The following is a 19,344-nucleotide window of genomic DNA, read 5'->3' on the forward strand; positions in this document are numbered from 1 at the left end:
GTTTTCAGCCCCCTGCACCCCCTAAAGGACAATTGCTGGTACTCAATCATAGAGCAATGAAACTGGCATGGATTGATTTTTGAATGCTTGATCCTTGATCAATCTAGGCATGACCAATAATTGGAGGTTTAGGCTCAATTTAATTGACATAGAACATGTGTTCGTGTATACTCAAAAACACAGATTCTCCAAGCTGCTGCTTGTAATCCACGGTGCGCACCCTCGTTTGCGGGCTTTTCAAGCCCTATGCAAGGCTTTTTACCAGCCGCGATGCTTGGAGCATTGTCACGAATTGAGTACAACACGAAGGGTAACCGAGATGCAGATTGAGCCTATTCTATTAACCCACAAACGCCATAATTATTTGCCGATGGCCTTTTTATGGCGTGGAATTAGCCATCAGGTCGCGAGAATTGAACGCGTGTGGAGCAGAGAGGCCCGTTGGGCACGCCCGCCACGCCACTATTTTCGGGTGCGCTGCACCAACAATCAGGTTTACAACATTTTTCAAGATGTACGCTTAAATGCGTGGTGCGTTGAACGCTAGAGGAGGCCGATCGTGTATTTAGCTTGGTTTGATGATCATCCGCGGAAAGAACTGCGGTTCAAAATTGCCGAAGCCATCTTTGCCTATGAAGATCGTTTTGGCGAACGTCCAAATGTCGTGCTCGTTAACGCTACTCAGATTTTTAACGAAGATGTTGAGGGCGTGCGCGTCGTTTCACGCTCGTATGTCCGCAAAGATAACTTTTGGGTTGGCATCGAAGGTATCGTTGCTAGCTCGTAGGTTGCCGGAAGCAGATTGCCCAATTCCCCATCTGTAAGATTTGTGTTAATTCTCCTCTAGCTTGCCCGTTTTAAAAATCGACTTGTGGCACAATATATTGGGATACGCACATATGCGTAATTCGATATATTGTGTCACGAGGATTTTATGTCATTGTTCGAGCCATATACGCTGCCTGTTAGTGGCGTTACCCTGCCCAATCGCCTCGTTCTTGCCCCGATGACCACCTATTCTGGCACGCCAGAAGGCCAGATTAGCCCCGGCGAAGTCGCCTTATTGCAACGCCGCGCTGCTGGTGGCTTTGGCACGGTTATTACCGCCGCTTGTTATGTTGATCGCGATGGCCAAGCATTTATCAACCAATGGGGCTGTGATAACGACGACAAGCTCGATTCATTACGTAAAGCAGCGAGCGTAATCAAAGCCGAAGGCGCAATCGCAATTTTGCAAATTCACGATGGTGGGCGCATGGCCGACCCCAAGGTACTGCGCGAGCCAGCTCCACGCTCAGCCTCAGCCGTTGCTGCCGAACGCCAAGGCTACCTCGAGCCACGGGCCATGACTGCCGCCGAAGTCGAAAAGAGCATCGCTGATTTTGCTGCTGCGGCCAAACGGGCTGCGGTTGCAGGCTTTGATGGCGTGGAAATCCACGGCGCAAACACCTATCTAATTCAACAATTCTTCTCGCCGCATTCAAACCGCCGCGACGACGAGTGGGGTGGCGATTTGGAACGCCGCTTGCGCTATCCAGTGACGTTGGCCAAAGCTGTACGCGCAGCCGTCGGCGATACGTTTATTGTGGGCTATCGCTTCTCGCCTGAAGAAATTGAAAATCCAGGCATCACCTTTGACGATACCTTGGTGTTGGTTGATCGTTTAGCCGACTGCCGCTTGGATTATTTGCACATTTCATTGGGCAATTATGCTGCTGGCTCAATGCGCGATCCACAATCAACCCAACGCCTCAGCCCGTTGGTCATTGAGAAATTGGCTGGTCGCGTGCCCTTGATGGCGGTTGGTGGCATCGAAACGGTGGAGCAAGCAGAATTGCCATTGCAAGATGGCGCTGAATTGGTTGCGCTTGGTCGGGTAGCACTGTGGGAGCCAGATTGGCCAAATAAGGTCAAAGCAGGCCGCACTGATTTGCGCCAAGCCTTGCCCGCCAAAGATGGCGATATTATTTGCACGTTGCCACGCCCATTGTATGAAAGCATCATTCAACGCGCTGGTTGGGTGAAAATCGCCGCCGAATAACGAGATTGTTAACCACGAAGAGCACGAAGAACACGAAGGGCTAGAGATTAACGTGTTTAGTCAATGATGATTAAAATCGTTCACCATCACTTCGCGTTCTTCGTGGTTTCATCCTTCATCCCTCATCCCTCATCCTTCCTCTGCTCTGCGCCTCTGCGTTAAATAGCCTAATCTCCAAAACCCGACCTCCAATTTCTATCCTCTTTGTTTTGATTTTGATTTTTGCCTTCTGCCTTGTTCTATGTTCTATGTTCTATGTTCTTTGCTCTATGCTCTAATCATCGTCTTTGCCATTGCCATTGCCTGGGCCTTTGGGCTTTTTGGCCTCTTTGACTCCGATGACCAAATTGATTTGGCTATTGGCGGCAATTGGGCTGCCGACCGCTGGCTCTTGGCTCAGAATGCGATCTTTGGCTTGATCGTTTGGTTGCTCAATAAAATTAATGCTTAGCCCCAAGTTGCGGGCTTGTTGCTCGGCCTCGCCACGTTTGAGGCCAACAAAATTGGGCATGCTTGGCGCTTGCTCGCTGGCAGCGGTTGGCTCTGGCGCTTGGGTCGCTTCGAGCGCAACGGTTGCGGTTGCTTCGGCCACCGGCGCAAGCGTGGCAGTTGCCTCGGCCACAGGATTGCCAGTTGTGCTCGGTTGTTCGGCATTGCCGCTTAATTTGGCAAAGGCCACAGCTATTGCGGCCACAAATGCTAGCGCTGCTAGGGTTAGGCCAATTTGCTTTTTAGCCGCTGGTTTGGGCATGGCAATCAAGGCTTTGGTTGGGGTTGGTTGTACTTGCGACTGAACCAAAGCAGCGGTTTTTGGTGGCACACGCACAGCAGTCGTTTCCATATTATGAATCGATACGGTCGAGCGTTGGCGCACTGGCATGGCAATCGTCGCCGAATTTGCGCCCTGTTGAATGCTCTCAATCTCGCCTGCCAAGTCTTGAGCCGAAGCAAAACGCTTGCTTGGTTCGCGCTCAGTCGCCCGCTTGATCAGCTGTTCGATGGCAGTGGCGGTGCCGGGCAACGCTTGGCGCAGTGCAGGCACACCTTCATTCAAATGACGCTGAACAATCGCCCAGGCCGAATCGCCATCAAGTGGCACGCGGCCAGTTAACAGCTCATACAGCATAATGCCCAAGGCATAAATATCGCTGGCGGCGGTCGTTGCGCCGCCTTCAGCCCGTTCTGGCGCGATATATTGGGGCGTGCCATACACTTGATCGTGGTTGGTTGTGCCAATTGGCTGCACGATGCCAAAATCCAGCAAAATCGCCTGCCCAGCTTGATTAATTTTAATATTTTGCGGCTTGACATCGCAATGCACATAGCCTTGTTGATGAATTGCCGCCAAGGCTAAGCCAATTTCGCGCGTCCAAACCAAGGCTTGGGGCGCGGCCACAGGCAACATTTGATCAAGGCTTTGGCCATCGATCAGCTCTTGAACAAAAAACGGCCCCACGCTTGGATCGTGGCCAACATCAAAAATGCGGGCAATATGCGCGTGGCTCAATTGCGCCGCCGTTTGGGCTTCGGCGCTAAATTGCTGGCTCAGGCTTGGATTATTGGCGTACTCAGGCCGCAAGACCTTCAAGGCCACATCGCGCTTGAGCAGCAAATCATGGGCGCGATAAACCGTCGCCATGCCACCTTGCCCAAGCGTTGCCAACAATTGGTAGCGATTTGCCAAGGTTTGATTCATTGCAGCATCCTTCATTTATGCGCCAATCTTGCAGCGATTATAGCAGGCTTAAATAAGAAAGAGGCGTAGGATTACGCCTCTCATTGCCAATTATTCGGAGCAGCTTAGATTGTTTCTGGCTCGCCCAAGATTTTGTTGGTGATGTACAAGGCCAAACGGGTGGCCAACGTCCCCAACGCCAAACTTAACAAACCATAGACAACCCGACGCTTCAAATCATCATCCATTGAATTATTCCTCCTATATCAAAACGGTGCTAGGCGCTAGTATAACATTCTTAGTCGCGGCGACCGCCAAAAACCCGAAATGCAAAGTAGGCAAAGGTCAAAATTGATTGCGCCGCAGCAGCAACGTATGTCCAAGCAGCAGCATTCAAAACCTTAGAAACCGCAGCTTGGTCTTGGGGGCTAACCAAGCCATTGGCGATCAACATTTTTTTGGCTCGGCTTGAAGCATTGAATTCGACCGGCAAAGTTACCAAGGTAAACAGCACCGCGCCAGCAAACAAGACCAAGCCAATCAAGGCCATGGTGAAGCCGAAGCCGCCACTGCGTGAAGCAGCACCAAACATCAAGCCACCCATCACCAGCCACGTGCCAATGCTACTGCCAATGTTGGCGATGCCCACAATCGAGCTACGCAAACGCAACATCGTGTAGCCTTCGCGATCTTGCAAGGCGTGGCCCAACTCGTGAGCAACAACTGCCATTGCGGCAACCGATGGCGTAACCGACGATTGCGAGAGATTAATCGATTTATCGGCGGGATTGTAAAAGTCGGTAAGTTGGCCAGCAACTTGATTTACCCGCACATAGTTAAGACCTTCGGCGCTCATCAAACGTTGGGCCACATCGAAGCCATTCATACGGTGCATGTTGCCAACATTCGCATATTTGCTAAATGTTGATTTCACATACCACTGCGCCCAAAAAGCAAACAGCATGCCAGGAATGGCGAAAATGAAATACATCGGGTCGAAGATCATCGGTATCCTCCAGAGGATGCTTGTCAATGTTCCTGTCCGTATGGACAGAAAATTCTAACCTTAAGTATAGCAAGCTCTGGGCCTAGGCGTGTTAGCATGACATTAATAATGCACACTCAAACACTATCGAAGGAGTTTCCATGAATGGTGGAGGCTGGCGAGGGTTTGTTCGCGCGAACGACGACGAACAACCCACCATCAGCCGCATGTTGTTGCAGCGTGTATGGGGTTATGCCAGACCCTATCGCAGCGGCATCATTGTGGTCTTGTTTACAATTTTCATCAGTACGTTGTTGGATCGGATTACGCCGTTGTTGGTGCGCCATTTGATTGACGTGGCGATTCCGCAGCGCAATCTTGGGCGGCTCAATCTCGTTGCCGTCGGCTTGGTCGCAATTCCCTTGATCGGCGGTTTGCTGGATATTTGGCAACGGCGCAATTCAGCGCTGGTTGGCGAGGGAATTATTTTTGATCTGCGCCGCGCTTTGTATAACCATATGCAACGCATGAGCCTGCGCTTTTTCACCAGCACCAAATCGGGCGAATTGGTTTCGCGGCTCAATAACGATGTGGTTGGCTCGCAACGGGCGGTTACTGGCACGTTGATTACGTTGATCACCAATATCATCACGGTCAGCATTACCCTATTTATTATGTTGACGATTGAGTGGCGTTTAACCTTATTAGCGTTGCTCGTATTGCCATTATTTATGCTGCCAGCGCGGCGAGTTGGCAAAATTGTCCGCACATTAACCCGCTCGCAAATGCAAGCCAACAGCGATATGAACGCATTAATGGGCGAAACCTTGAATGTCAGCGGCGCGTTGCTGGTCAAGATTTTTGGGCGGCGCAACGACGAGGTGGCCAAATTTAGCCAGCATGCAGGCGAAGTGCGCGATCTTGGCATTCGCACCTCGTTGGTGATGCGCTCGTTTTTTGTGATGGTTGGTTTGGTCAGCGCAGTTGGCGTAACCTCGGTCTATTGGTTTGGCGGCTATCTGGCGATTACCTCAAATAGTTTTAGCACCGGCGATATTATTGCCTTGGCCTTGTATTTGCCTGGCTTGTATGGCGCAATTTCAACCTTGGTCAACACCAGAGTTGAATTAGCTTCGTCGCTGGTGTCATTCGAGCGGGTGTTTGAAATTCTCGATTTGCCGCAGGAAATTTTAGATCCAGCTCAACCCAAAATGCTAGAGACGCTTCGCGGCGAAGTTCAATTTGAGCATGTCTGGTTTCGCTATCAAGCTGATGATGATCCGATGCTTAGCCCACGCAATGGCCAAGAAACCACCCTCATCAGCCCAATTGCCACCCGCGAATGGGCCTTGGAAGACATTGATTTTACTGCCAAGCCAGGCCAATTGGTCGCCTTGGTAGGGCCTTCTGGGGCGGGCAAAACCAGCCTAACCTATTTGCTGCCGCGCTTGTATGATGCTAGTCGTGGTCGGGTGTTGATTGATGGCGTTGATGTGCGTGAATTGGATTTGGATAGCCTTGGCCAAGCAATTGGCATGGTTACCCAAGAAACCTTCTTGTTTCACGAGAGTTTACGGGTTAATTTGCGCTATGCCAAGCCCGATGCAACTGATGCAGAGTTAGAAGCAGCCTGTCGCGCCGCCAACATTCACGATTTGATCATGAGCCTACCAAATGGCTACGATACTGTGGTTGGCGAACGAGGCTATCGCTTCTCTGGCGGCGAAAAACAACGCATCGCGATTGCGCGGGTTATTCTCAAAAACCCACGTATTTTAGTGCTCGACGAGGCGACCTCGGCGCTTGATTCGCGCTCAGAGGCATTAATTCAAGCAGCCTTACAACCATTGCTCAAAGATCGCACCAGCATTGTGATTGCCCACCGGCTTTCGACAATTCTGGCAGCAGATTTGATTTTGGTCGTCGATCAAGGCCGAGTGCTCGAACGCGGCACCCATAGCGAGTTGCTGGCCCAAGCAGGGCTGTACGCTCAGCTCTATCATACCCAATTCAAAGAGCGCGAAGAATTAGTAAGGGATGAAGGATGAAGGGGCTAGGGTTAAAGGATCAGGCTTTGGGCTATCGGAACGTGCATAGAAGCAGAAAAGCCTATAGCCAATAGCCCATAGCCAAAAGCCCATCTTCGCGATCTTCGCGGTTTCAAGCCTTCGTGCTCTTCGTGGATCAAAACGCGCCAACATCCTTTACACTATAGCCATTGTTTTGAGCAAGGAGGCTTGGACGGTATGATGAAGGCAGGATTTTTTCGCCAACATGGTGGGCTGGAAGTGCTCGAATATGGCGATTTGGCGGAGCCGGTGGCTGGCCCAGATGAAGTTCTAGTCCGCATCCGCGCTGCCGCGCTTAATCACCTTGATTTGTTTGTGCGCGAAGGCTTGCCCGGCCTAAAACTAAGCATGCCGCATATCGGCGGCTGTGATATTGCTGGCGAAATTGCAGCGGTGGGCGAGGGCGTAACTGGCTGGAATGAAGGCCAGCGCGTAATTATTAATCCCAATATCTGGTGCGGGCATTGCGAATTTTGCATCGCTGGCGAAGAAACCTTGTGCGATAGCTATGGCGTACTTGGCGAGCACCAAACTGGTGGCTTCGCCCAATATATCGCCGTGCCAGCCCGCAATTTGTATGCGATTCCTGCTGATTATTCGTTTGAACAAGCAGCAGCAGTGCCGCTTGTCTGGATGACGGCATGGCGGGCCTTGATCGGCCAAGCGCAACTGCGGGCTGGCCAAAGTGTCTTGATTTTGGGGGCTGGTGGCGGCGTGGCCAGTGCGGCAATTCAAATTGCCCGCTATGCTGGGGCAACCGTTTATGCAGCTTCGCGCTCAGCCGAAAAACTGGCGCGGGCCAAAGAACTTGGGGCCGATTACGTGGTACGATCAGATGGCGATTGGGGCCGCGAAATTTGGCAACAAACCAAAAAGCGTGGCGTTGACGTAGTATTAGAAAATGTTGGCGCAGCGACGTGGGAAAGCTCATTGCGCAGCGTCGCCAAAGGTGGCACGGTTGTAACCTATGGCGCAACTACTGGCCCAATTGTCAATATCGATATTCGCAAACTTTTCTGGCGACAATTTAACCTAATTGGCTCAACAATGGCCAATAATCGTGAATTTAACACCATTATGCGCTTAGTATTTTGGGAACGCCGCTTTGCGCCATTGGTCGATAAAGTGTTTCCACTGAGCGAGATTCGAGCGGCCCAAGCCTACCTTGAATCAGCAGAGCAATTTGGTAAAGTCGTCATCGCCATTCCCTAAGCGATAGCCCAATCGCAGCAGATGTGCCACGAAGGCTGGGAGCAATTAATTCATGTCAATCACAATCGACCATGTTCGCGTTTTAGAAGGCCCAAATATTTACTATCCCCAAGCTGGAGTAGCGGCAAGCTTGCAGGTCAGCCACGATCTCCGCGATGAACTCGGTCGCCAACTCAAAACCTGGGCCCAAGCAGTTGGCTTGATCATCGGCTATTTGCGTATGAAAATCGAGCCACGTGACGAGCAAACATGGCAATTAAGCCTGAGTTTTACTTGCAATCATCCACAACTTGGCGCAGCAAGTTTGCAGCATGCAGTTGACGATATTCTGGCTGCCGAACGCCAAAATGAAGATTGGAGCCACGATGATGCGCTCTTCGACTTGCGCCGCCAACGCATGCGCATCGACCCAGTGTTGCCATTGCTGCAATTGCGTGCCGAAGCCCAAGGTCGGGTGATTCCAGTCTTGCCGGTTGGCGATGGCATGTTGCAGCTAGGCACAGGCAGCGGTGGCTGGCGCTTTGATCCAGCCCAACTTAGCCTTGGACTTGCGGTCAACCCACCATGGGAGCAAATTCGCAGCGTGCCCTTGATTGCAATTGGCGGGCTTGGAGCAGCATTGGCAGCTGAACAGATTACCCAAGGATTAACCGCTGCTGGTTGGCAAAACGTCGTGCATATTGCCAAAGGCGATTATGCCAGCGTGCGCCAAGCGTTGGTTCAACCAGATGCCGAGTTATTCGTTGTTGCCTTGGATCAAGCAGATGTCGTTGAGCGTGGTTTAGCCTTTAACCGCTGTACAATTGGGGTTGTGTTGGGCATTAGCGACTTGCCTGAAGAACAAGCCTTGGCAGCAGGCTTGCCAGCCCTAACCGCCGATGAGCTTGGGAACACCATTTTGTTGGCCGATGATCAGCGCACTGCTGGCTTGGCGCGGCGCACTGCGGCCCCAGTTGTGCAACTTCAGCGCACCCAAGAACCAGCCAGCATTCAACAACCATTGTTGGGATTGGTGGTCAATCAATTGCAACAATTGCTCGATACTGGCGCACTTGATCGATAGAGTAACGCCAGTTTAGGCAATTAACCGATCATTATTCTAGGAGGTGGAGCATGCCCCAGATCACTGTTGGTTCACAAGCGCCATTCGAGGTAGCAAGTGGCAGCCGTTTGGTCAACGCCCTAGAAGATCATGGCATTGATATTTTGCACCGCTGTGGCGGCAACGCCCGCTGTACAACCTGTCGGGTTGAGTTTCAGGCGGGAGAGCCAAGCACAATCACCAAGGCAGAATCGTTTAAATTGGCCGAGGCCAAATTAACTGGCGTGCGTTTGGCCTGCCAAATTAGCTGCGAAGCTGATATGCAGCTTCAGCCCTTGATGACATTAAGCGATTCGGGCTTGCCCGACCCTGGCCCACGCCCAGCAGATAGCATTACTCCAGAGCCTGAATGGCTCGAACGCCCGCTTTAAGCACCAAGCATCTCCACGTTGAGATGCTTGGTTGAATAGGAACTGAATGAATGGTGGATCGCTGCGCGAATTTGGCGCAACTGGCTTGCAGGTTTCGGCCCTTGGGTTTGGCGCAGGCCATATTGGCGGCAACGAATTAACTGAATCAGAGGTTGGCACACTCCTGAATGGCGTGCTCGATCTCGGGATTAACTTAATCGATACAGCGCGGGGCTATGGCCTTTCCGAGCAGCGTATCGGGCGGCATCTGCATCAACGTCGCCATGAGTTTGTGCTTTCGACCAAAATTGGCTATGGCATCGAGGGCTACGACGATTGGACGAGTCCAATTATCACAGCGGGCATTGATGCAGCGTTGCGCCAAATGCAGACCGATTATCTTGATATTGTGCATTTTCATTCCTGCCCACTCGAAACCTTGCGCGCAGGCGAGGTTATCGAAGCCTTAGATCGGGCCGTGCAAGCAGGCAAAGTGCGAGTCGCAGCCTACTCAGGCGATAACGCACCCTTGGAATGGGCGGTGCAAGCTGGCCATTTTGGGGCAATTGAATGCTCGGTGAACCTTGCCGATCAACGAGTGATTGGCCAGATTTTGCCGCAAGCCCAGCAACACCAGCTTGGCGTGATTGCCAAACGCCCAGTTGCCAATGTTGCATGGCGCTTTGAACAGCGGCCAGTTGGCGATTATGCAGAAGTCTATTGGGAGCGCCTGCAAGCCATGCAGCTTGATCTTGACCCTGAGCAACTCTTAGGCATTGCGCTGCGCTTTACGGCCTACACGCCAGGCGTACATAGCTGCATTGTTGGCTCGCGCAAACTTGCGCATATGCAACACAATTTAGATCTTTTGAACCAAGGCCCGCTAGAACCACAACTCTATCACTACCTCACCAGCCAATTTCAAGCCCATGATCGCGGCTGGGTTGGCCAAATCTAATCAGCCAGCAAGCATCACGACGTTGGTGCTTGCTGCGCTAAAAAAGCAACAATTTGGGACTTTTCGTCTATAGGCAGCACTTGGCCAGCCTGCCACAATCGCCTTGAGCGTAGATGTGTGATTTTTAGAGTTCGCAGCGTGGGAATTTGCCCTGATGTTGTTTGCAGTTGCAACTTTGGCCGCTTTCGGGTACAAAAGCAACACGTCAATCAACAATCAAGGACAACATCATGGGCAAATTAATTACGATTGTAGGCAACGCGGGCATTGGCAAAACTACCCTCACCAATCTGCTGTGTAGCGATCAGCGCTTTTTTGCGGCCCTCGAGAGCCACGCCGAACGACCATTTCAACAACTATTTGCCCAAAACCTCCAACGCTATGCCCTCGCCAACCAATTCGATTACCTCTTATTGCGGGCTGAACAAGAGCGGGCAATTCGTGCTCAGCCAGGCATTGGGGTGCAAGACGGTGGCCTTGATGAAGATTTTTGGATTTTTAGCAAGCATTTTCAGCAGCAAGGCTACTTAACGGGTGCTGAATTTGCGCTCTGCGAACGGCTCTATCACGAACTACGCGCCGGCCTAGGTCAGCCAGATCTGATCATCAGCCTTGAAGCACCGCTAGAAGTCATTATTCAACGCTATCAGCAACGCAATCGCCCGCTAGAAATTGCCCAACGCGCCGATTTAGCGCAACTTGAGGCCTTGCTTGAGCAGTGGACTGCAACGATTACGACTCCGCTATTAACCCTCGATTGGAGCAGCAATCACTTACCCAACCCGCAACAGCAACACCAATTGATTGAAACTATTCTGAGCCTATTGAGTATATAATGACGCGATAGGTTTTGTGAGTCTAGATGTGAATCTCAGGAGGTTTTATGCGTGTTCGTGTTGGTGTGATCATTGCGCTTTTGTTCATGATCACCGTTGGTAAAGCGATTCAAACCCCTAGGTATGTGGCCCAAGCCCAGCCCCAAACAGCTGATCAAACGTCAGTTCCTCAGGGCTTTGCCCGAATTCAAGAGCAAGAATCGAATGACTTCCCATTCAATGCGAATGCCTTGATTGGCAGTAATACAATCGTGCGTGGCTCGATTCAGCAAGACGATATTGATTATTTTAAAATTGATTTGACTGCTGGCCAACGAGTGGCCTTAGCAACCATTACACGTGCCAGTATCGCTTCTGGCGACACAACGCTCAGTTTATTCGCCTCGAATGGCAACAATCTTGACCCTACACTGACGCTCATCGAAACCGATTTGAGCGATGGCGTGCATACCAATGGCTCATCGGTCATTAGCTCGCAATCAATAACGACCACAGGCAGCTACTATATCAGCGTTGCAGGTGGCACTCCCACCACCACCATCTACCCCTACGATCTGTATGTGCGGGTTTTGAGCACAACCGTGAGCGAGCAAGAACCCAACGATGAAGTTGCTCAAGCCATTACAACCCAAGCTAGCATCAGTGGTGTGCTTTCAGCCAGCAACGATCTTGATCGCTACCAGTTTAATCTCAATGCTGGCGATACAGTTTTCACCACAGTTGATTTTGACCCTGAGCGTGATGGCACAACCTGGAACGGGTTTCTGCGATTTAGCTGGGAAGATGCCACATTCGAAGCCAATGATGCCAACACTGTCTCACCGAATGCAGAAGCCAATGTGATGACCGTTAAGGATGCAGGCAGCTATGAAATTAGCATTGGATCGACGGTTGCTGTTGGCCCTCAAGCCAGCTATCTGGCCCAAGTTCTGATTATCCCAGCAATAACCCAGGTCAACTGTCAAACCGTTACCAGCCAAGCAGCTCAAGCAATTGGCCCCAATCGATCGGTCCTGCAATCGAGCATAACGGTTGCGCAAGCAGCCAATATTGCCGATATTGATGTGCTGCTTGATTTAGAGCATAGCTTGATGTCGGAATTGGATGTAACCTTGACCGCGCCTGATGGCAACGTGGTTGCGCTCTTTACCGATATTGGCAGCGCTCAGCGCCCTAATGTCGATCTCGTGATCGATCAGCAAGCAGCCTTGGCTTTAGGCAGCTATCACAATTTGAACGGCGTACATTTTTCCCCAGAGTCCAATTTCAGCCTCGATTGGTTTGCAGGCCAACAAGCGCAAGGCCAATGGACGCTGACAATTTATGATACTGCTGACGGCAATGGTGGCACGCTCAATAGCTGGGGTCTGCGAATTTGTGGCATGCCAGCTCCCGCCGATTGCCCAACTGGCAAAGCGCGGAGCGTGATTTATAGCAGCCAATTTGAGGCCAATAACGGCGGCTTCAGCGCTGACGATAATGATTACTCATGGGTTTGGGGCAATCGCAATAGCCCACCAATTGCAGGCAACTATAGCGGTGAAAACAGCTGGAACACCAACTTAACTGGCAATTACCCCAATAGCACACGCATGGAATTGAACTCGCCCAGTATTGATCTTACCAACGTCAGCGGGCCAATTTATGCCAGTTGGTATCAACGCTATCAACTTGGCAATAGCCTGAATGATTTTTATGTCGTAAGCAAAACATCAGCGCCTTTCACCGACTTTTCACCCTTGTTCGAACATCGCAGCGCCGAGATGCGAACGCAGGTTAACAGCCCAACCCAAACGCTGGAGCAAAGCACCGGTTGGAGTTTGCAACGCCATGATATTAGCAGCAATGCAGGAACGACACTGCAGCTGAAATGGGATTTTGGCAGCGATTCATACGATAATTATGCGGGCATCTCAATTGATGATGTGGAAATTACTGGTTGTATTGCTGCTGGCTTAATTACGCCAACAATCACCCCAACGGCAAGCGTTACGCCAACCCCAAGCGCAACGCCCATCGTAACCCCAAGCCTCACGCCAACCCCAAGCGCTAGCCCAACGATTGACCCAGCGCGCTTCTACATCCATCTGCCGCTCGTGCTCGAAAATTACTAAAATTGCTTGACCGCTGCTCCAGTTTGGGGGATACCCGACTGGAGCAGTTCCCCCTAATTCACCCTTGTATTTCTTGAATCTGTAGCCTATGCTTACCCAATCCCCGACATTCTTGCCTTAGCAACAGCCTTGGTTTAGGAGGTTTGCATGCGTCTCCGGATTGGGTTTATCGGCCTCATGATCGCTTTGATTGGGTTAACTGGCAGTTTTCGCTCGTTCAAGCACGTCCAAGCAGCACCCAGTAACGCAAATGCCCCACAGATTCAGCAAGCCACTATTCCGCACGGTGCGGTGCGCATTAAAGAGCAGGAGAGCAATAATACGCCAGCAACCGCCAATCCGATTTTGGCTAGTAGTGCCATTGTGCGGGCTAATGTTTGGGCTAGCGATGTTGATTTCTACAGCATCCAATTGCAGGCAGGTGAACGGCTCAGTGCAGCCACGATGACCTCAGCTTCGGCGAGTACCAATGGTGACTCAACCTTAACCCTGTATGCCTCGAATGGCAGCACCATCATTGAAGTTGATAATGATGATGGCTTTTTTGGCGCTTCATCATCGGTCATTAGCTCAGCTCCAGTCACAACGACTGCAACCTATTACCTGCGAGTTAACAGCACTGGTACAACCCAGCTTCGCTACTACGATTTGCACGTGCGTGTCTTGAGCGGAGCACCGACAGCTGAACAAGAGCCAAATAATACTATTCCCGAAGCTCAAATCTTACCGCCAAGCGGGATTCTCTCGGGAACCCTCTCTAGTGTGACCGATTCTGATTATGTCCAATTTAATCTGAATGCTGGTGATACTATTTTTACCAGCCTTGACCTTAACCCAGAGCGCGATGGCACTACCTGGAATGGTTTGCTTGGAATCGGCACGTTTAATAACTTTACGTTATTAATTGATGATAGCAGTGTGACCTCGCCGAATGCTGAAGCGCATTTTATGACGGTTAAGCAAAGTGGCACCTACTATGTGCTCGTTTCAACGGCTAGCACCAGTATTCCTGCAGCAGCCACCTATCTCTTAGGTGTAACGGTGTTTCCTGCCGCGCAGCAGGCCAACTGTACAACCTATAGTAGCAGTAATATCCCTAAAACGATTCCCACAACCACGAGTTTCATTACCTCGACGTTGAATGTTCCTGAGAGCTTTATCATTGCCGATCTTGATGTCAGTATTCAGCTGACCCATACTGCCATGCCTGATTTGGATGTGCAGTTGCAAGGGCCAGATGGCAATGTTGTTGGCCTCTTTACCGATATTGGCGCAAATAGCCAAACCACAATGAATCTTGATTTAGATGATGAAGCGGCGATTCCAATTGGATCATTCAGTGTTGTCGCGGGAATGCGCTCTATTCCTGAGTTGAATTATCGCCTCGATTGGTTTGATGGTGGGCGTACTGCTGGCACATGGACATTGTTAATTCACGATGATACAGCAGGCAATGGAGGAATCCTCCAAAATTGGGGTATTCGACTCTGTGCTGCTCCGCCAGCAAGCTGTCCCGATGGCACCGCCATGACAACTATCACCAGCAACGATTTTGAGGCCAACGATGGTGGCTTCACCCATAGCGGAACCTTGGATTCATGGGAATATGGCGCACCAATTGCCGCCCCATTAATCGGTAGCTACAGCGGAGTCAATAGCTGGAAGACGAATCTTGATGGGAATTACCCAACTAATAGTGTTGCCAATCTCTTCTCGCCAAGCATCAGTATTCCCAACGTTGCAGGCCCAGTCTATTTGCAATGGCAACAACGCTATCAACTGGAAAATGCCTCGTTTGATCATTACACAGCTTCAATTGGCTCAGGTGTTATTACCAAAACACTCTATGAATTTGATGCAGCAACCATGACGAATAGTGTTGGTACAAATATCACCTATCAAGAAAGCACTGCTTGGAGCCGCCAATTACACGATATTAGTGAATTCAAAGGCCAAGCGATCAAAGTGCTTTACCATCTTGATTCGGATACGAGTGTCAATCTCGCTGGGATTGCCATCGATGACTTCCAAATTATGGGTTGTGTGGCGCTGCCAACCGCAACCCCAACCGAAGTGCCAACTGCAACCAATACCAGTACGCCAACTGAAACCCCAACTAATACCAGCACACCAACCGAAACCGCAACCCCAACAATCACGGTGACGGCTACCAATACTGAAACGCCAACCAATAGCCCAACCCCAAGCGTCACGCCAACGGGGAGTGTAAGTGTTACGCCAACCCCAAGCACAACCCCAGCAACACCAACCAATACACCAACAAGTACGGTTTCACCGACGAATACCAATACGCCGACGAATACCAATACGCCGACGATGACAATTACGCCAAGCAACACACCAACCGCTAGCCCAAGCGCAACCACAGGCCCAACCCTGATTCCGGTCTATCTGCCGTGGGTGAGTAAGGATGCCTAAATAAGCTGGAGCGTTCGCCGCAAGCAACCCGTGGTTTAGCCACGGGTTCTTTTTTTGGTTCTAGCCGATCGGTGTGAAGATTTGATGAAGGATTGGCTAAATACTGAATGAGCAAAAGCCCGATTAACAGCCATTTTTCTAAACCACCATTTAGCCTACGTTAGCCTGCGTTTTAGCTAAATCTTGCTACAATACAAGCAGCAATAAAAACACGCAGCTACGAGGAATCGTTATGAGTAATCCAAAACGGACCGTCGGTTTCGGCGGCTTGATCATTGCCGCCTTAGTGCTTTCAGGGGTTGGTGGTGGCATGGTTGGGGGTGTGGCAGGCTATCGCTTAGCCCAGGTTGATCAAACGGCAACGGCGGTTGTTGTTACCCCAACCACTGCTACCCCCCAAACCAACGCCAATCTGACTGCCCAACCAGTGGTCGCCAACAGCAACGATGCGGTGGTGCAAACCGTGGCCAATGCCTCGCCAGCAGTGGTCAAAATCATCAGCACTGTGGCTGGCGGTCAGGCCAGCGGCTCAGGCGCAATCATCAACGAAGATGGCTATATCATCACCAATAATCACGTTGTTGAAGGCCAAAATCGCTTGCAAGTTATCTATTCCGATGGCACAAGCCACAATGCAGAATTGATTGGCACTGATGCTTTTTCGGATATTGCGGTGATTCGGGTGCTCGATGCAGTGCCAGCCACCATTTCCTTGGGCAATTCAGATGAATTAAAACCTGGCGAGACGGTTGTCGCCATCGGCAGCCCGCTTGGCAAATTTCAAAATAGTGTCACGGTTGGGGTGGTCAGCGCCCTCGATCGCACCATCGATCGTATGGAAGGCTTGATTCAAACTGATGCGGCAATTAACCATGGCAACAGTGGCGGGCCATTAATCAACCTCAAAGGCGAGATTGTTGGCATCAATACCTTGGTTGTGCGCGGTGATATTGGCAGTGTCGATGAAGCACAAGGCTTGGGCTTTGCAGTGCCATCGAATATTGTGCGCGAAGTCAGCGATACCTTGATTGCCAATGGCCAAGTTGTGCGGCCCTACATGGGCATTAGCTACGAGCTGCTTTCACCCGAAACCGCCGAGCTTGGCATCGCCAACGATAAGGGCGCTTTTGTAACCAAGGTCGATGAAGGCACACCTGCCCGCCGTGCTGGGGTTAGCCGTGGCGATATTATTCTGGCGGTCAATGGCGAGGAAATTACTCAACGCCATTCGTTGCAACGCCTGTTGCTGCAATATAAACCAGGCGATATGGTTACCGTCACGATTGAGCGCAACGGCCAACAACAAGAGGTGCAAATTACGCTCACCGAACGTCCATCCTAAACCACAATCTGCCCTTAACCCAGGATTAAAGCCTCTCGTTTGCCAACGAGGGGCTTTTTGGTTGTGGCATAGCACTTGCCCTTTACACACGGTTTAGAATGACAGACGTAACTTAACCCAAAGGAGGGTCGATAATGCGTCGTTGGTTTGTAGGTCTGAGCCTTGTATTGTTGCTCGCTGGCTGTTCCGGCAGTAGCATCGCTACCCAAGTTTCCGATACAGTCCAGCAATTAAGCGAAACCTCAGTCCAAGATTTGGTTAATCGTTTATCGGGCATCGAAGAAGCTGTGCGCAACAACGATTGGGAACGCACTCGCGCCTTGTTTAGCACGGTCGAGCAAGGTTGGAACGCTTTGCGCGTGCCAGTCGAGGCTGCCTTTCCCGATATTGCCAGCAATATTCAAGCCCAATTTGACCGATTAAGCCAAGCCTTGAGTGTCGAACTGCCAAGCTCCGAAGAAGTTCGGGCAGGGTTATCCGACTTGCGTGATCAATTAGTGGCCTTATTACAAGCACTTTAGAGCTACTTTTTGGCCTAAATTGTGGTATGCTTTTTGAGGTTTCCAGCATAGAGGAATCGGTGTGAGTGAATTTCAGCAGGCCTTGGCGTATGCGCTTGAGCCGCGCAATTTGGCGCGATTAAGCGCGGCACTCAGTCGACATGGGCAGCTTGTGGCCAGTGCGATGGCAATTGCACTGCTACTTGGCTTGCCATTTGGCTGGTGGAGCAGTCGCTCACGCATCATTAGCGCACTTGCAATCAACACGACGAATATTCTGCGGGTCATCCCAAGCCTTGCCATCCTCTTTCTCTTCGTTGCGATTCCTGGCTATGGCCTGAGCATTCGTTCGGCAATCGTGGCACTCACGATTTTGGCCTTACCTCCGATATTAATCAATACCAACGCTGCTTTTCGCACGCTCAACCCAGCAGTGTGCGAAGCAGCCAAAGCCATGGGCATGCCCGCATGGCTGCAATTATGGCGGGTCGAATTGCCGCTAGCTGCGCCAGTCATCCTCTCGGGCATTCGAATTGCCTTGGTTGAGGTGATTGCCAGCGCAACCTTGGCGGCCTTTATTGGGGCTGGCGGGTTGGGCAGTTTTATCACCTTAGGATTTAGTATGAGCCGCGTCGATATTTTGCTTGTTGGCGCTATTCCGGTGGCATTGCTGGCCATCGTGGCCGAAATCGTAATGGCGGGGCTGTTGCGATGGGTACGACCACCACAGTTTTAGTTTGTTTGGACAGGAGGATTCATGCGACGTTTCATCCAGCGAACGGTGTTGCTCACGCTCTTGATGACGATCTTAGCGGCGTGTGGCGATAATGCAACCAGTACCAGCGTCCCAAGCGGCAATAGCACTCCCGCACCAAGTGGCAGTGAGAATCAAGTGATTCGGATTGCCTCCAAGAATTTCACCGAGCAATTTATTGTTGGCGAAATGTATGCCCTCATTTTGGAGCAAGCAGGCTACAAAGTTGAGCGCAAAATTGGCTTAGGCGCAACCGATGTGGCCCAAGCAGCCATGGAAAAAGGCGAAATCGATATTTATCCCGAATACACGGGAACTGGGTTGTTGACTGTGCTCAAATTGCCCACCCAAACCGATCCCAAAGCCGTCTACGAAACGGTTAAAAAGGGCTACGCCGAACAATTCAAAATTGCTTGGCTCGACCCAGCGCCAATGAACAATACCCAAGCCTTGGCCATGACCAAAGAAGGCGCGCAAAAATTTGGCATTATCACCATCTCGGATATGGCTGCCAAAGCGAGCGAATTGCGCATGATCGGCCCACCAGAATTCCAAGAGCGCGAAGATGGTTTGCCAGGCATTCAAGCCAAATATGGCAACTTCGAGCTTAAAGAATATGTGCCTGTTGATCCAGGCCTCAAATACAAGGGCTTGGTCGAAGGCAATGCTGATGTGGTCGTGGCTTTCGGCACCGATGGCGAAATTGCTAACTATGGCTTGGTTGTCTTGAAAGATGATCGCGCAATGTTCCCACCCTACCAAATTGCGCCCTTGGTTCGCCAAAGCGTCTTAGATGCCAACCCCAAAGTGGCCGAGTTGCTCAACGCCTTGGCTCCGAAACTCGATGATGCCACCATGCAAAAACTCAACTTCGAAGTCAGTGGCAATAATCGCAAGTACGAAGATGTGGCCAAAGAGTTCTTAACCGCTCAAGGCTTGCTCAAGTAAACGAATTAGCGTTCCCTCG

Annotated in this window: 18 protein-coding genes; 15 read left to right on the forward strand and 3 right to left on the reverse strand. The window is 51.0% G+C overall.

Annotation, left to right across the window (positions count from 1 at the left end):
* Positions 1-319: 319 nt before the first annotated feature.
* The 3 genes from JOD20_RS12280 to JOD20_RS12290 all read left to right on the forward strand — a co-directional run bounded on the left by JOD20_RS12280 (position 320) and on the right by JOD20_RS12290 (position 2,041).
* Positions 320-547, forward strand: coding sequence for a DUF6504 family protein (locus JOD20_RS12280; protein WP_204755537.1), 228 nt, complete (start codon positions 320-322; stop codon positions 545-547).
* Positions 548-559: 12 nt separating this feature from the next.
* Positions 560-787: a hypothetical protein gene (locus JOD20_RS12285; protein ID WP_204755538.1), complete on the forward strand. Its 228-nt coding sequence runs from the start codon at positions 560-562 to the stop codon at positions 785-787.
* 147 nt (positions 788-934) lie between these two features.
* A complete protein-coding gene (locus JOD20_RS12290; protein WP_204755539.1) occupies positions 935-2,041 on the forward strand; it encodes an NADH-dependent flavin oxidoreductase in 1,107 nt (368 codons plus the stop codon).
* Between the two features lie 274 nt (positions 2,042-2,315).
* Here the strand turns inward: JOD20_RS12290 and JOD20_RS12295 are convergent, their stop codons facing one another.
* From JOD20_RS12295 to JOD20_RS12300, 3 genes are all read right to left on the reverse strand, one after another.
* Positions 2,316-3,737, reverse strand: a complete 1,422-nt coding sequence (locus JOD20_RS12295) for a protein kinase domain-containing protein (protein WP_204755540.1) — start codon at positions 3,735-3,737, stop codon at positions 2,316-2,318.
* A gap of 104 nt (positions 3,738-3,841) precedes the next feature.
* The gene (locus JOD20_RS26725; protein ID WP_269083554.1) at positions 3,842-3,964 is read right to left on the reverse strand and encodes a hypothetical protein; all 123 of its coding nucleotides are present in this window, start codon (positions 3,962-3,964) and stop codon (positions 3,842-3,844) included.
* A 50-nt stretch (positions 3,965-4,014) separates the two neighbouring features.
* Positions 4,015-4,722 carry a zinc metallopeptidase gene (locus tag JOD20_RS12300; RefSeq protein ID WP_204755541.1) on the reverse strand — a complete coding sequence of 236 codons (708 nt, stop codon included), beginning with the start codon at positions 4,720-4,722 and terminating at the stop codon, positions 4,015-4,017.
* A gap of 140 nt (positions 4,723-4,862) precedes the next feature.
* Between JOD20_RS12300 and JOD20_RS12305 the strand changes: the two genes are divergently transcribed.
* From JOD20_RS12305 to JOD20_RS12360, 12 genes are all read left to right on the forward strand, one after another.
* The gene (locus JOD20_RS12305) at positions 4,863-6,749 is read left to right on the forward strand and encodes an ABC transporter ATP-binding protein (protein ID WP_204755542.1); all 1,887 of its coding nucleotides are present in this window, start codon (positions 4,863-4,865) and stop codon (positions 6,747-6,749) included.
* A gap of 198 nt (positions 6,750-6,947) precedes the next feature.
* On the forward strand, positions 6,948-7,982 hold the full coding sequence (locus tag JOD20_RS12310) for a zinc-binding dehydrogenase (protein ID WP_204755543.1): 1,035 nt from the start codon (positions 6,948-6,950) through the stop codon (positions 7,980-7,982).
* A gap of 52 nt (positions 7,983-8,034) precedes the next feature.
* A complete protein-coding gene (locus tag JOD20_RS12315; protein WP_204755544.1) occupies positions 8,035-9,045 on the forward strand; it encodes a DUF4938 domain-containing protein in 1,011 nt (336 codons plus the stop codon).
* Positions 9,046-9,095: 50 nt separating this feature from the next.
* Complete coding sequence (locus tag JOD20_RS12320) at positions 9,096-9,455, forward strand: 2Fe-2S iron-sulfur cluster-binding protein (protein ID WP_204755545.1); 360 nt, start codon at positions 9,096-9,098, stop codon at positions 9,453-9,455.
* A 46-nt stretch (positions 9,456-9,501) separates the two neighbouring features.
* The gene (locus JOD20_RS12325) at positions 9,502-10,392 is read left to right on the forward strand and encodes an aldo/keto reductase (protein WP_204755546.1); all 891 of its coding nucleotides are present in this window, start codon (positions 9,502-9,504) and stop codon (positions 10,390-10,392) included.
* Between the two features lie 230 nt (positions 10,393-10,622).
* Complete coding sequence (locus tag JOD20_RS12330; RefSeq protein WP_204755547.1) at positions 10,623-11,228, forward strand: deoxynucleoside kinase; 606 nt, start codon at positions 10,623-10,625, stop codon at positions 11,226-11,228.
* Positions 11,229-11,275: 47 nt separating this feature from the next.
* Entirely contained in the window at positions 11,276-13,342 is a 2,067-nt protein-coding gene (locus JOD20_RS12335) for a proprotein convertase P-domain-containing protein (protein ID WP_204755548.1), read from the forward strand.
* Positions 13,343-13,489: 147 nt separating this feature from the next.
* The gene (locus tag JOD20_RS12340; RefSeq protein WP_204755549.1) at positions 13,490-15,781 is read left to right on the forward strand and encodes a proprotein convertase P-domain-containing protein; all 2,292 of its coding nucleotides are present in this window, start codon (positions 13,490-13,492) and stop codon (positions 15,779-15,781) included.
* A gap of 232 nt (positions 15,782-16,013) precedes the next feature.
* The gene (locus JOD20_RS12345; protein ID WP_204755550.1) at positions 16,014-17,123 is read left to right on the forward strand and encodes a S1C family serine protease; all 1,110 of its coding nucleotides are present in this window, start codon (positions 16,014-16,016) and stop codon (positions 17,121-17,123) included.
* Positions 17,124-17,257: 134 nt separating this feature from the next.
* Positions 17,258-17,644: a lipoprotein gene (locus tag JOD20_RS12350; protein ID WP_204755551.1), complete on the forward strand. Its 387-nt coding sequence runs from the start codon at positions 17,258-17,260 to the stop codon at positions 17,642-17,644.
* 61 nt (positions 17,645-17,705) lie between these two features.
* Entirely contained in the window at positions 17,706-18,359 is a 654-nt protein-coding gene (locus tag JOD20_RS12355; protein ID WP_204755552.1) for an ABC transporter permease subunit, read from the forward strand.
* 21 nt (positions 18,360-18,380) lie between these two features.
* Positions 18,381-19,325, forward strand: a complete 945-nt coding sequence (locus JOD20_RS12360) for a glycine betaine ABC transporter substrate-binding protein (protein WP_204755553.1) — start codon at positions 18,381-18,383, stop codon at positions 19,323-19,325.
* Positions 19,326-19,344 lie beyond the last annotated feature (19 nt).

The organism is Herpetosiphon giganteus (assembly GCF_016907925.1).
Classification (GTDB): domain Bacteria; phylum Chloroflexota; class Chloroflexia; order Chloroflexales; family Herpetosiphonaceae; genus Herpetosiphon; species Herpetosiphon giganteus.

Bases quoted from the DNA above. Each gene is read 5' to 3' on its own strand.
- JOD20_RS12280 (WP_204755537.1), top strand. From the start codon at position 320: ATGCAGATTGAGCCTATTCTATTAACCCACAAACGCCATAATTATTTG.
- JOD20_RS12290 (WP_204755539.1), top strand. From the start codon at position 935: ATGTCATTGTTCGAGCCATATACGCTGCCTGTTAGTGGCGTTACCCTG.
- JOD20_RS12295 (WP_204755540.1), bottom strand. From the start codon at position 3,737: ATGAATCAAACCTTGGCAAATCGCTACCAATTGTTGGCAACGCTTGGG.
- JOD20_RS26725 (WP_269083554.1), bottom strand. From the start codon at position 3,964: ATGGATGATGATTTGAAGCGTCGGGTTGTCTATGGTTTGTTAAGTTTG.
- JOD20_RS12300 (WP_204755541.1), bottom strand. From the start codon at position 4,722: ATGATCTTCGACCCGATGTATTTCATTTTCGCCATTCCTGGCATGCTG.
- JOD20_RS12305 (WP_204755542.1), top strand. From the start codon at position 4,863: ATGAATGGTGGAGGCTGGCGAGGGTTTGTTCGCGCGAACGACGACGAA.
- JOD20_RS12310 (WP_204755543.1), top strand. From the start codon at position 6,948: ATGATGAAGGCAGGATTTTTTCGCCAACATGGTGGGCTGGAAGTGCTC.
- JOD20_RS12315 (WP_204755544.1), top strand. From the start codon at position 8,035: ATGTCAATCACAATCGACCATGTTCGCGTTTTAGAAGGCCCAAATATT.
- JOD20_RS12320 (WP_204755545.1), top strand. From the start codon at position 9,096: ATGCCCCAGATCACTGTTGGTTCACAAGCGCCATTCGAGGTAGCAAGT.
- JOD20_RS12325 (WP_204755546.1), top strand. From the start codon at position 9,502: ATGAATGGTGGATCGCTGCGCGAATTTGGCGCAACTGGCTTGCAGGTT.
- JOD20_RS12330 (WP_204755547.1), top strand. From the start codon at position 10,623: ATGGGCAAATTAATTACGATTGTAGGCAACGCGGGCATTGGCAAAACT.
- JOD20_RS12335 (WP_204755548.1), top strand. From the start codon at position 11,276: ATGCGTGTTCGTGTTGGTGTGATCATTGCGCTTTTGTTCATGATCACC.
- JOD20_RS12340 (WP_204755549.1), top strand. From the start codon at position 13,490: ATGCGTCTCCGGATTGGGTTTATCGGCCTCATGATCGCTTTGATTGGG.
- JOD20_RS12345 (WP_204755550.1), top strand. From the start codon at position 16,014: ATGAGTAATCCAAAACGGACCGTCGGTTTCGGCGGCTTGATCATTGCC.
- JOD20_RS12350 (WP_204755551.1), top strand. From the start codon at position 17,258: ATGCGTCGTTGGTTTGTAGGTCTGAGCCTTGTATTGTTGCTCGCTGGC.
- JOD20_RS12360 (WP_204755553.1), top strand. From the start codon at position 18,381: ATGCGACGTTTCATCCAGCGAACGGTGTTGCTCACGCTCTTGATGACG.